The sequence below is a fragment of the Desulforamulus hydrothermalis Lam5 = DSM 18033 genome, from assembly GCF_000315365.1.
In the GTDB taxonomy this organism is placed as follows: Bacteria; Bacillota; Desulfotomaculia; order Desulfotomaculales; family Desulfotomaculaceae; genus Desulfotomaculum; species Desulfotomaculum hydrothermale.
In genome coordinates this window covers 74,915-87,689 of sequence record NZ_CAOS01000007.1, presented here as the reverse complement: position 1 = coordinate 87,689, position 12,775 = coordinate 74,915, and the positions used below count along the sequence as shown (strand labels likewise).

Sequence of the window (12,775 nt, the reverse complement as noted above, 5' to 3'; positions counted from 1 at the left end):
CACGGCACCCCTTTCTAACCTATCATTTCGTTCAGCGCCTTGCCCGGCGGCACAAAGGGCAAGACGTTTTCTTCTCTCTCAATCACAAAATCCATCAAAACAGGTTTGCTTGACTGGATGGCAGCCTGCAGTACCTCGGCCACTTCCTCCCGGCGGGTTACCTGGTAACCCTCGGCGCCGTAGGCTTCGGCCAGTTTAACAAAGTCCGGGTTGTTCATCTCGCTGTAGGAATAGCGCCGGTTATAAAACATTTCCTGCCACTGGCGCACCATGCCCAGGTAGCCGTTATTCATAATGGCCACATTAACCGGCAGGTTGTAATCCACTGCGGTGGCCAGCTCCTGGATGTTCATTTGAATGCTGCCGTCGCCGGCGATGTCAAAGACTGTTTCTCCCGGGCAGGCCACCTGAACGCCGATGGCGGCCGGAAAACCGTAACCCATGGTGCCCAGGCCGCCGGAGGAGATAAAGGAACGGGGCCGGGTGTAGGTGTAATAGTGGGCTGCCCACATCTGGTGCTGGCCCACTTCGGTGGTAATGCGGGCCTGGCCGCCGGTCTGCCGGTAAATCTCCCGGATCACCTGCTGGGGCTTTAAATTACTGCCCTGCTCATTAAAATCAAGGGGATATTCCTTTTTCCAGGCGGCAATTTTATCCCGCCAGGCCGACTGCAGTTTTGCTTCAATGCGTTCCAGCAGCTGGCGGAGTACCGTCTTCACATCTCCGGCAATGGCAATATCCACCCTTACATTTTTGCCCAGCTCGGCCGGGTCAATATCAATATGGATGATTTTGGCGTTGGGAGCAAAGGATTCTACCTTGCCGGTGACCCGGTCATCAAAGCGAACTCCTACAGCAATCAGTAAATCGCATTCGCAGATGGCATAGTTGGCGTACTTGGAACCGTGCATGCCCAGCATGCCCAGGGACAGCGGGTGATCGCCGGGAAAGCCTCCCAGCCCCATCAGGGTGGTGGCCACCGGCGCCAGCAATGACTCGGACAGCCGCAGCAGTTCTTCATGGGCGCCGGCGCTGATGATGCCGCCGCCGGCATAGATAACCGGCCGCCGGCTGGCGGCAATGGCTTGCAGCGCCTGGTTAACCAGCTCTTCCCGGGCTTTGCGGGGCGGGTTGTAGCCCGGCAGGTCCAGGAAACCGTTGCGGTGGTAATCCATGGCACCGGAAGAAACATCCCTGGGAATGTCAATCAAAACCGGGCCGGGACGGCCGGTACCGGCAATGTAAAAGGCTTCTTTAACAATTCGGCCCAGATCCCGGATGTCTTTAACTATATAGTTGTGCTTGGTAATAGGCAGGGTGATGCCGGTAATGTCTACCTCCTGGAAAGAATCCCGGCCCAGCATGGCAGTGGGCACCTGGCCGGTGATGGCCACCAGCGGCACCGAATCCATGTAAGCGTTGGCAATGCCGGTTACCAGGTTGGTGGCGCCGGGGCCGGAAGTGGCCAGGCATACCCCCACCCGGCCGGAAGCCCGGGCATAGCCGTCGGCGGCGTGCACCGCCCCCTGTTCGTGACGGGTTAAAACGTGATGAATATCCGCATCGTACAGGGCGTCGTAAATGGGGAGCGCCTGCCCGCCCGGGTAGCCGAAAATGGTTTCGACGCCCATTTCTTTTAAACTGTCAATTAAAATTTCCGCTCCGGACATTTTCATATAAAAAACCTCCAATTATGCCTATGCATTTTTTGGGGGGGCTTCTCAGCTTAATACCGCACCCTGACCGGCTGAAGACACCTGCTTGGCGTAACGGGCCAGGTAGCCTTCAGTTACTTTGGGTGCCGGGGGCTGCCAGGCTTCAAGGCGCTGCTTGATTACCGTTTCATCCAGCTTAGCCGCCAGCCGGTAGTTGGGAATATCAATTTCTATCATGTCGCCGTCCTGCAGGAGAGCAATTAATCCGCCTTCGGCGGCTTCCGGGGAGATATGGCCGATGGAAGCTCCCCGGGAGGCTCCGGAAAATCGCCCGTCGGTTAACAGGGCCACTTCTTTATCCAGCCCCATGCCCGCCAGCACCGAGGTGGGTGCCAGCATTTCCCGCATGCCCGGGCCGCCTTTGGGGCCTTCGTAGCGGATAACCACCACATCGCCGGGCTTGATTTGGCCGGCCATAATGGCTGTAATGGCGGCTTCTTCGCCGTCAAACACCCTGGCCGGGCCGGTATGCCGCAGCATCTCGGGTGCCACCGCCGCCCTTTTTACCACCGCCCCGTTAGGCGCCAGGTTGCCCCGCAGAACAGCCAACCCGCCGGTGGAACTGTAGGGTTCCTGCACACTGCGGATTACCTGCCGGTCTTTTACTTTAGCCTGTTCTAATAATTGTCCAACCGTCAAGCCACTGACAGTTTTAATGTTTGGATTAATCAGACCGTTATTAAGCAGTTCTTTCATCACCGCCTGGATCCCGCCGGCGGCATCCAGATCCTGAATGTGATGGCGGCCCGCCGGGCTCAGCTTGCACAGGTGCGGTGTCCGCTCGCTGATTTCGTTAATTAAATCCAGGTTAAGCTCTATACCCGCTTCCCGGGCAATGGCCGGCAGGTGCAGTACCGTATTGGTGGAACAGCCCAGGGCCATATCCACCGCCAGCCCGTTGCGGAAGTTTGCCATGGTTAAAATATCCCGGGGTCTCAGGTTTTCTCGCACCAGCGCCACCGCCCGCAGGCCCGCTGCCTTGGCCAGCCGGCGTCTGGCGGCACTGACGGCGGGAATGGTGCCGTTGCCCGGCAGTGCCATACCCAGTGCTTCGGTTAAACAATTCATACTGTTGGCGGTAAACATACCGGCACAGGAGCCGCAACCGGGGCAGGCGTTTTCTTCCAGTTCCGCCAGTTCCTCAGGAGTCAGGCGGCCCGCCTGCACTGCCCCCACTGCTTCAAACATTTGCGTAACTGAAACATCCTGGTTTTGAAACCTGCCGGCCAGCATCGGACCGCCGCTGACCACAACAGCCGGTATGTTTAACCGGGCCGCCGCCATCAGCATCCCCGGCACCACCTTATCGCAGTTGGGTATCAGTACCAGCCCGTCAAAGGGATGGGCCTGAGCCATAATTTCTATAGAATCGGCAATAATCTCCCGGCTGGCCAGGGAATAGCGCATGCCCGGGTGCCCCATGGCAATGCCGTCGCACACTGCAATAACCGGGAATTCCAGCGGCGTGCCGCCGGCCATGCGAACGCCTGCCTTCACGGCTTCGGCAATATCCCGCAAATGGATATGCCCGGGTACAACCTCGTTAAAGGAATTTACTACGCCAATCAAAGGGCGGGATAATTCTTCATCCAGCAGCCCCAGTGCTTTTAACAAACTGCGGTGGGGCGCCCTGGCCAGCCCCTCTTTCATAACATCACTGCGCATAACCAAACCTCCCGAATTCCAAGTATACAAAAAACCTCCCGCCCCTGGCATTAATGCCAGGGACGAGAGGTTTATCCTTCCGCGGTACCACCCTGATTGCTCATGAAGAGCCGCTCATGCACAAAACACATACCATACCTGTGCCTTTTGATAACGGGTTTCTGAAAACCCGGCCCCCATTACCGGTGCCGCCGGCACGTTCACAAGGGCAGCTCCCGGGTGAGCCCAGACTGCCCAGTGACACCGGTTCCCACCTGCTCCGGCTCTCTGTGGCCCTGTTCAGCCTGTTATCCCGATCATGGCTGTTAATTATACCTACTAAATAAATTACTAGTAAGTATAGTTGTTTCGCCTGGTGGTGTCAAGCAGTTCTGTGTTATGATCGGGTTAAATTTGCGGGTGTTACAACAAAAAACCTCTCGTTCCCGGCCACTGCCAGGGACGAGAGGTATTCCTTCCGCGGTACCACCCTGATTGCTCACAAAGAGCCACTTTTGCACAGCATACAGACGTACTTGTGCGGTTTGATAACGGGTGCCTGACCCGGCCCAGCCTACTTGCAGCATGCGTTCGGAAGGGCAGCTCCGGGGTGATGTAGGTAACCTGTCATGCGGCGCCGGCTTTCACCTAACCCGGCTCTCTGTGGCCCTGTACCAGATTCCCGGTCCCCATCAAAGCTGTTTGGCTATTAATTACTTTTTAGTATAATTTTTTAGTCAACTGCTGTCAAGAAATAAATAAATTTTTGACTGCATAAGCCTTGCGGCTGCTGACATTTTCCTGCCGGCTTCGCTTTATTTGTTAACCGTCTGCCGGCTTAGATATTCCTTGCATGGCCTTAAGAAATACCTCTACCAGCTGGGGGTCGAAGTGTTTGCCGGCACAGTTTTTTATTTCCGCCAGGGCTTCTGCCGGGCTCTTGCCCTTGCGGTAAGGGCGGTCACTGGTAATGGCGTCGTAGGCATCGGCAATGGCAATGATCCGGGCCACCAGGGGAATTTGCTTGCCCCGCAGGCCGCCGGGGTAACCGCTGCCGTCATATTTTTCCTGGTGATACATAACCCCTTCGTATATCTGTTTCATCACCGACTTGGGTTCGATTTGTTGGATAATCTGGGCACCGATCACCGGGTGGCTTTTCATGATCCGCCACTTGTCTTCGTCCAGGGGACCCGGTTCCAGCAGTACGTTATCCCGGATACCGATTTTCCCCACATCGTGCAGCAGAGCCGCCTGCTGCAGTATTTCTTGCTGTTGGGGGCTCAGTCCCATTTCCCTGGCAATTAATAAAGACAGCCGGCTGACCCTTTCCGAATGACCGCGGGTGTAGGGATCCCTGGCATCAAGGGCGGATGTAAGGGCTCGAATCAGGCTGATCATTAATTTTTCCTGGTTGGCCAGCAGCAAGCTGTTGTCAATAATTACCGCCGCCTGGCTGGCAAAAGTGTGGCACAACCGTATATCCCGCCGGCTGAATTGGCTGCCGTCCTGTTTGTTGATTAACTGCAGGCAGCCCAGCAGGCGGCCTTTATTAATCAGAGGCAAAAATACCATGCTGGTAACGGCAAAGTTTACCGCATAGGTTGCTCGCTCTAAAATACAGCCTTCCTGTTTGCCGTTGCCGGTAATCACCGGCTTTCCTGCCGCCGCCAGGCCGTTAACGTAGTCCTGCAGCTGCCTGTCCAGCAGGGCGACAGCATCATAATCCAACCCGTAGGAAGCCGCCGGGACAATGGCCGCTTCTTCTCCCTGCTTCAGCCACAGCACGCCGGTTGCCGCCTTTACCAGCAGCACCGCCTGATCCATTAATATTTCCACCACCTCCTCCAACCGGAGGTTTGAACTGAGTAAGGCACCCACTTCGATAAGAGCTTCAACCTCCTCGGTGGTGAAGGATGTTTCAGCCTCAGCACTGATATATTCTTCCATAGGATTATTCTCCCTGACAAAGTGTATGCCAAATATATTGGCTGTTTTTTACCAATCCACCTTCCTGCCGGGAGAAGAAAAATAAGCATTTTCTTAAAAATGTTGCAATTTTAAAGTTGTAATTATTGCGCTTAGCCTTAATAATTTATATTAAGCGGGGTGCTATTTATGGATATTCTTTGTTTTCTGTTGCTAGTCTTAATTTGGGGCATTGCTTGCTTGTTTGCTTCATTTTTTGCCTTTTTGATCGGTTCTTTCTTTGAGTATGCGCTTGGCGCATGGTTTTTTTGGCCCGGTTTTGTCTTTGGCTTTTTCGTTTTTATGTATAACCTGCGCCCACTGCTGTTTTTCTACAATGACAGTATTACAGTGGAACCACCGAAAAAACATAAATCAATTCTTCCATTTATTTTAGGTTTATGGCTAGGTATAGAATTTTTTGATAATGAAGAAAAATGACATGGCTTACCGCATGCCAAACGGTAAACCATGTCATTTTTCTTAAAAATAAATTGAACAAGTCGTAGTAGAAAGCCTCGGCAAGCACATTATACCACTGTTTAATATCTCGCCAGCAGCCGGCGGGCGGCGGCGACAGCCTGCCGGACTGCTTCGGGAGCCGGACCGCCCCGCACTTTGCGGGCAGCGGCACAGTGTTCGACGCCTATAACTTCATACAAATCATCGCTAAAGTGGGGGGATAATTTTTGGTATTCCTCCAGGGTCATTTCTTCCAGGGTTTTTTCTTGCTGCAGGCAGTAAAATACCGCTTTGCCCACAATTTCATGGGCTTCCCGGAAGGGTACACCCTTTTTGGCCAGGTAATCCGCCACATCGGTGGCGTTGGTAAAACCGCCCCGGGCGGCTTTGGCCATGTTGTCCCGGCGCACAGTCATGGTGGCAAGCATGGGACGGCAAACCATTAAACAGCCCTTCACAGTATCAATGGCGTCAAAGAGAGCCTCTTTATCCTCCTGCATGTCTTTGTTGTAGGCCAGGGGCAGCCCCTTGAGCATGGTTAACAGGCCTATTAAATCGCCGTAAACCCGGCCGGTTTTGCCCCGGATCAGTTCCGCCACGTCCGGGTTTTTTTTCTGGGGCATAATGCTGGACCCGGTGCTGTAAGCGTCATCCAGTTCAATAAAAGCAAATTCGCCGCTGGACCAGAGAACAATTTCTTCGCACAGCCGGCTGAGGTGCATCATAATCAGAGAAGCGGCGGCACAAAACTCCACCGCAAAATCCCGGTCGCTGACTGCATCCAGGCTGTTTTCACTGACAGCGGCAAAACCCAGCAATTCGGCGGTGTACTGCCGGTCCAGCGGGAAGGTGGTGCCGGCCAAGGCACCGGAACCCAGGGGCATCACATCCGTCCGCCGGTAACAATCCGTCAGCCGATCCATATCACGCAAGAACATTTGCACATAGGCCATTAAATGATGGGCCAGGGTAATGGGCTGGGCCCGCTGCAGGTGGGTATAACCCGGCATAACGGTCTGCAAATGCTGTTCTGCCAGGGCCAGCAGTGTTTCTACCAGTTCTTTCAGCAGCAAGCGGATGGCAGTAATTTCGTCCTTAAGGTACATACGAATATCCAAGGCCACCTGGTCGTTGCGGCTGCGGGCAGTATGCAATTTCTTGCCCACCGCACCGATTTTCGCCGCCAGCAACTGTTCCACATTCATGTGAATATCTTCTGCCGCAACATCAAAGGCCACCCGGCCGCTTTCGATTTCCGCCAGGATTTCCTCCAAGCCCTGCACAATCTGCCGGGTTTCCTCAGGGGTGATAATGCCCACCTTGCCCAGCATGGTGGCATGGGCGATGCTGCCCCGGATATCCTGCTTGTACAGTCTTTGGTCAAAAGAAATGGAGGAGTGAAAATCCTCCACCAAACGATCGGTTGTTTTCTGGAAGCGACCGCCCCAGAGTTTCATGTCAGACACCTCGCTTGTCTTTCTGTGGCAATTACCTTAAGCCCGCCTTTTTCTCCATCAAGGCCCGGACTTTCAGCGGTAAGCCAAACAGGTTGATGAAGCCCGCCGCATCCGCCTGGTTGTATACCTCATCCCGGCCAAAGGTGGACAGCTCTTCGTCATAAAGGGAATAGGGAGAGGTGATACCGGCAGGCATAATGTTGCCTTTGTACAGCTTCAGTTTAACCGTACCGGTAACGGTGCGCTGGGTGCTGTTTACAAAGGCATCCAGGGCTTCCCGCAGGGGCGAGAACCAGACACCGTCATATACCAGTTCGGCGTAGCGCAGGGCCACCTGTTCTTTGTAGTGCAGGGTAGCCCGGTCGAGGGTCAGCAGTTCCAGTTCGTGGTGGGCATACACCAGGATGGCACCGCCGGGGGTTTCATACACGCCCCGGGATTTCATGCCCACCAGGCGGTTTTCCACCATATCTACAATACCGATACCGTTGGCACCGCCGATGGCATTTAGTTGTTCCAGCAAACTGACGCCATCTAGCCGCCGGCCGTTTAACGACACCGGAATGCCCTGCTCAAAGCCGATTTCTACATAGGTGGGCCGGTCCGGCGCCTGTTCCGGCGGGACGGTAAGCATCAGCATATCGTAGGAAGCTGCGTTGGCGGGGCTTTCCAGCTCGCCGCCCTCGTGGCTGATATGCCAGATGTTGCGGTCCCGGCTGTAAATGCTTTTCTTGGTGACCGGCACCGGAATGCCCCGGGCCGCCGCATAATCAATAGCATCTTCCCGGGAACGGATGTCCCATTCCCGCCAGGGAGCAATTACTTTTAAGTGAGGTGCCAGGGCCTTGACGCCCAGTTCGAAGCGCACCTGGTCGTTGCCCTTGCCGGTGGCACCGTGGGCCACCGCCACCGCCCCTTCCCGCTCGGCAATTTCTACCAGTTTTTTGGCAATCAGGGGCCGGGCAAAGGAGGTACCCAGCAGGTATTTGCCTTCATAAACAGCTCCCGCTTTGAGGGTAGGCCAGATGTATTCCTCAACAAATTCCCGGCGCAAATCTTCAATGTAGATTTTGCTGGCGCCGCTGCGCAGGGCCTTTTCTTCCAGTGGTGCCAGTTCTTCGCCCTGGCCCAGGTCGGCGGTCATGGCAATCACTTCGTAGCCGTAGTTTTCTTTCAGCCAGGCAATGATAACGGAGGTGTCTAAGCCTCCGGAATAGGCCAAAACAACCTTTGACATGTCAGTAAGCTCCTTCCTGTGCATAATTATTCGTTTACTATTATAACATATGGCTGCAGACACGCCGCCTGGTTGAACAATTTTTTTACATTAACAGAGCCATTACGGCCTTTTGGGCGTGCAGGCGGTTTTCCGCCTCATCCCACACCACCGAGTGGGGCCCGTCGATGATTTCTGAGGTCACTTCTTCGCCCCGGTGGGCCGGCAGGCAGTGGAGGAAAATGAAATCACTTTTGGCCTGGGCGCACAGGGCTTCGTTTACCTGGTAAGCAGCAAAAGCTTGTACCCGTTCTTGCTGTTCGGACTCCTGCCCCATGCTGGCCCACACATCGGTCACGATGACATCCGCCCCCTGCACCGCTGCCACCGGGTCGCCGGTTACCTGGATTTGGGCACCGGTGGCCCGGGCCTCCTGCCGGGCCAGTTCCACCACCCAATCTTTGGGCCGGTAGCCTGCCGGGGAAGCCACGCTGATGTTCATACCCACCTTGGCACAGCCCAATAACAGGGAATGGGCAATATTGTTGCCGTCTCCCACATAGGCCAGTTTAAGCCCCTGTAATTTCCCTTTGTGCTCTTGAACGGTCAGCAGGTCGGCCAGGATTTGGCAGGGGTGAGTTAAATCTGTCAGGCCGTTAATTACCGGCACATCGGCATACCGGGCCAGTTCTTCTACCTCGCTTTGCTGATAAGTGCGGATCATAATGCCGTCCACCATGCGGGACAATACCCGGGCGGTATCCGCCACCGATTCCCCCCGCCCCATTTGAATATCCTTCGGGCTTAAAAACAAGGCGTAACCGCCCAGCTGGTACATGCCTACCTCAAAACTGACCCTGGTACGGGTAGAGCTTTTTTGAAAAATCATAGCCAGGGTTTTGCCCCGCAAATAAGGGTGAGGGATGCCGGCCTTTTGCATGGCTTTCAGCCGGGCGGCTTCCTCCAGAATCAGGTGAATTTCTTCGCCGGTTAAATCACGCAGGGACAGCAAATCCCTGCCTTTTAGCTTTGTTCTTAATTCTTTCATTTATGTCATCCTCTCCGCATCAACCTGCATGCTGGGCAGGCAAATGTTTGAGAAATTGCGTAAATTGATCCAGGGAAACCGGCGTAACCGGTTCGCCCCGCAACAGTTCATGCAGCACCCCGGCCATGGCCCGGGCGGTATCCAATGAGGTTAAGCAGGGCACCTTGTACTCGGCAGCCAGCCGGCGCAGGCGGAAGCCGGGCCGTCCGGGTATCTTGCCCCGGGTGGGAGTATTGATAACCATTTGCACGCCGCCGGAGCGTACCAAAGCCAGGGGATCTTCCGTGCCCACCACCGGCAGCCCGGCGGTGGCCAGGGCTACGGCGGTTTGCGCGGTGGCATACAGCTTAAAGCCCAGCTGGTGATACTGGCGAGCCACCGCCACTGTCTCCAGTTTATCCCGGTCGGCTACCGAAAACAGTACTGCCCCGCTTTGGGCCACCTTTAAACCGGCGGCCACAATGGCTTTGTAAAAGGCATGGGAGAAGGTTTTATCCACCCCCATAACTTCGCCGGTGGATTTCATTTCCGGCCCCAGGGAGGTTTCCACCAGTCCCAGTTTTTCAAAAGAAAATACCGGCGCTTTTACTGTCACATGGTCGGACAGCGGGCCCAGGCCCGGGCGGTAGCCCAATTCGGCCAGGCTTTTCCCCAGCATGCAGCGGGTGGCGGTTTGTACCATGGGCACCCCGGTTACCTTGGAAAGCACCGGTACCGTCCGGGAAGCCCGGGGGTTCACTTCCAGTACAAAAACCTCCCCTTCCCCCACCACATACTGAATATTCATCAAACCGCAGATTTTTAAGGCCCTGCCGATGCGCTGGGTGTATTCCACCACCCGCTCCAGTTCCTGCTGGTTTAAGCTCTGGGGCGGGTAAACGGCAATGCTGTCGCCCGAATGCACGCCGGCCCGCTCAATGTGTTCCATAATGCCGGGGATAAAAATGTGCTGCCCGTCTCCGATGGCATCCACTTCCACTTCTTTGCCCCGCACATATTTATCTACCAGCACCGGGTGACGGGGGGATACCTGCACTGCGCCGGACATGTATTTCAACAGCTGGTCTTCATTGTAAACGATTTCCATGGCGCGGCCGCCCAGTACATAGGAGGGGCGTACCAGCACCGGAAAGCCCAGGTGGGCGGCAATTTGCCGGGCTTGCTCCACAGTGGTGGCGGTTTTCCCTTCGGTTTGGGGAATATCCAGGCTCTTTAGCAACTTTTCAAACTTTGCCCGGTCTTCGGCGGCATCAATGCCTGCCACCGGGGTGCCCAGGATGTTCACGCCCAGCTCCGCCAGGTCGTTGGCCAGGTTGATGGCGGTCTGCCCGCCAAACTGGACTACCACACCCAGGGGCTGCTCTTTTTCGATAACGTTCATCACGTCTTCGACCGTTAATGGTTCAAAATACAGTTTATCGGCGGTATCAAAATCGGTGGATACTGTTTCCGGGTTGTTGTTAATAATGATTGCTTCGATATTTTCCTGTTGCAGTCCCCACACCGAATGCACCGAGCAGTAGTCAAATTCTACACCCTGCCCGATGCGGATGGGACCGGATCCCAGCACAACCACTTTGGGCCGCTGGGATACCATTACTTCGTCCTCGCTGTCATAGGCTGCATAATAATAGGGGGTGGCGGCCTCAAACTCGGCGGCGCAGGTATCCACCACCTTGTAGGTGGGCAAAATATTGTACTGCCGGCGCAAGCGTCGTATTTCCAGCATGCCGGTGCCGCACAGGCGTCCGATATGGGCATCCGAAAAACCGCAAACTTTGGCCCGGCGCAGCAATTCTTGGTCGGGCAGCCCGCCGGCATTGCGGATCTGCTGCTCCAGCACCACCAGATCTTTGATTTTTTCCAGGAACCAGTAGTCAATGCCGGTTAACTGATGTATTTCTTTCAGGGTCCAGTAACGGCGGAAGGCCTCGGCCACCACAAACAGCCGCTCGTCGTCCGGCCGGCTCAGTTTGCTTTCCAGTTCCATCTCGGTCCAACTGGCGCTGCCCTTGATTTGCAGGCTGTCCACGCCGATTTCCAATGACCGCACCGCCTTCATTAAGGCCCCTTCAAAGGTACGGTCAATGGCCATGACCTCGCCGGTGGCTTTCATCTGGGTGCCCAGGGTACGGTCGCCGCTGGCAAATTTGTCAAAGGGCCAGCGGGGAATTTTTACCACCACATAATCCAGGGTGGGTTCAAAGCAGGCGGTGGTTTTGCCGGTTACCGGGTTGGTGATTTCGTCCAGGTTGAGCCCGATGGCAATTTTGGCCGCCAGTTTGGCAATGGGGTAGCCGGTGGCCTTGGAGGCCAGGGCTGATGAGCGGCTGACCCGCGGGTTCACTTCAATAACGATATAGTTCATGCTGTGAGGGTCCAAGGCAAACTGCACGTTGCAGCCGCCGGCCACCTTGAGGGCCCGGATAATTTTAAGGGCGGCGCTGCGCAGCATTTGGTATTCCCGGTCGGACAAGGTCTGGGAAGGTGCCACCACGATGCTGTCGCCGGTATGAATCCCCACCGGGTCAATGTTTTCCATATTGCAAATGGTGATGCAGTTGTCCGCATGATCCCGCATCACTTCGTATTCTATTTCCTTCCAGCCGGCTACGCTGCGTTCCAGCAGAACCTGGTTGATCATGCTCATTTTTAGGCCCCGGTGGCAGATGGCGGTTAATTCTTTTTCATCCCGGGCAATGCCGCCGCCGGTGCCGCCCAGGGTGTAGGCCGGCCGAACAATCAGCGGATAGCCGATTCGATTGGCAAACTCGATGCACTCCTCCAGGGTGCCGGCAATCGTGCTTTCCGGAATGGGCTCGCCGATGGCCAGCATGGTCGCCCGGAACAGCTCCCGGTCTTCCGCTTTCTTAATCGTTTCCAGGGAGGTTCCCAGCAGCTCTACGCCGTATTTCTCCAGGATGCCGCGTTCCGCCAGTTCCACTGCCATATTTAACCCGGTCTGGCCCCCCAGGGTGGGCAAAATGCCGTCCGGCCTTTCTTTGGCAATGATTTTTTCTAAGCTATCCCAGGTTAAGGGTTCGATATAAACAACATCCGCAATATCTTGGTCGGTCATAATGGTGGCCGGATTGGAATTCACCAGCACCACTTTGATGCCCTCTTCCCGCAGCGCTTTGCAAGCCTGGGTTCCGGCATAATCAAACTCTGCCGCCTGGCCAATGATAATAGGACCGGAACCAATCACCAGTACCGTATTAATGTCTTTCCGTTTGGGCATCTTTTCCCTCCATCCGCTATTACT

Annotated in this window: 8 protein-coding genes; 1 reads left to right on the top strand and 7 read right to left on the bottom strand. The window is 55.3% G+C overall.

The features are described 5' to 3' along the window. Positions 1-14: 14 nt before the first annotated feature. The 3 genes from ilvB to DESHY_RS05070 all read right to left on the bottom strand — a co-directional run bounded on the left by ilvB (position 15) and on the right by DESHY_RS05070 (position 5,309). Positions 15-1,676: a biosynthetic-type acetolactate synthase large subunit gene (gene ilvB, locus DESHY_RS05085; RefSeq protein WP_008410931.1), complete on the bottom strand. Its 1,662-nt coding sequence runs from the start codon at positions 1,674-1,676 to the stop codon at positions 15-17. 45 nt (positions 1,677-1,721) lie between these two features. After that, a complete protein-coding gene (ilvD, locus tag DESHY_RS05080) occupies positions 1,722-3,380 on the bottom strand; it encodes a dihydroxy-acid dehydratase (protein WP_008410930.1) in 1,659 nt (552 codons plus the stop codon). Positions 3,381-4,181: 801 nt separating this feature from the next. Beyond that, positions 4,182-5,309 (bottom strand): HD domain-containing phosphohydrolase, encoded by a 1,128-nt coding sequence (locus DESHY_RS05070; RefSeq protein ID WP_008410928.1) that lies wholly within the window; start codon positions 5,307-5,309, stop codon positions 4,182-4,184. Between the two features lie 168 nt (positions 5,310-5,477). On the opposite strand from DESHY_RS05070, the gene DESHY_RS05065 reads away from it, so the two are divergent. Next, positions 5,478-5,768 carry a hypothetical protein gene (locus DESHY_RS05065; RefSeq protein WP_048817900.1) on the top strand — a complete coding sequence of 97 codons (291 nt, stop codon included), beginning with the start codon at positions 5,478-5,480 and terminating at the stop codon, positions 5,766-5,768. A 101-nt stretch (positions 5,769-5,869) separates the two neighbouring features. Here DESHY_RS05065 and argH read toward each other — a convergent pair whose 3' ends face one another. From argH to carB, 4 genes are all read right to left on the bottom strand, one after another. Beyond that, positions 5,870-7,246: an argininosuccinate lyase gene (gene argH / locus DESHY_RS05060; RefSeq protein ID WP_008410926.1), complete on the bottom strand. Its 1,377-nt coding sequence runs from the start codon at positions 7,244-7,246 to the stop codon at positions 5,870-5,872. Positions 7,247-7,277: 31 nt separating this feature from the next. Beyond that, positions 7,278-8,507 (bottom strand): argininosuccinate synthase, encoded by a 1,230-nt coding sequence (locus DESHY_RS05055; protein ID WP_174269702.1) that lies wholly within the window; start codon positions 8,505-8,507, stop codon positions 7,278-7,280. A gap of 61 nt (positions 8,508-8,568) precedes the next feature. Then, on the bottom strand, positions 8,569-9,510 hold the full coding sequence (gene argF, locus DESHY_RS05050) for an ornithine carbamoyltransferase (RefSeq protein ID WP_008410921.1): 942 nt from the start codon (positions 9,508-9,510) through the stop codon (positions 8,569-8,571). Positions 9,511-9,529: 19 nt separating this feature from the next. Further along, positions 9,530-12,751 carry a carbamoyl-phosphate synthase large subunit gene (gene carB, locus DESHY_RS05045; protein ID WP_008410920.1) on the bottom strand — a complete coding sequence of 1,074 codons (3,222 nt, stop codon included), beginning with the start codon at positions 12,749-12,751 and terminating at the stop codon, positions 9,530-9,532. Between the last annotated feature and the right edge of the window lie 24 nt (positions 12,752-12,775).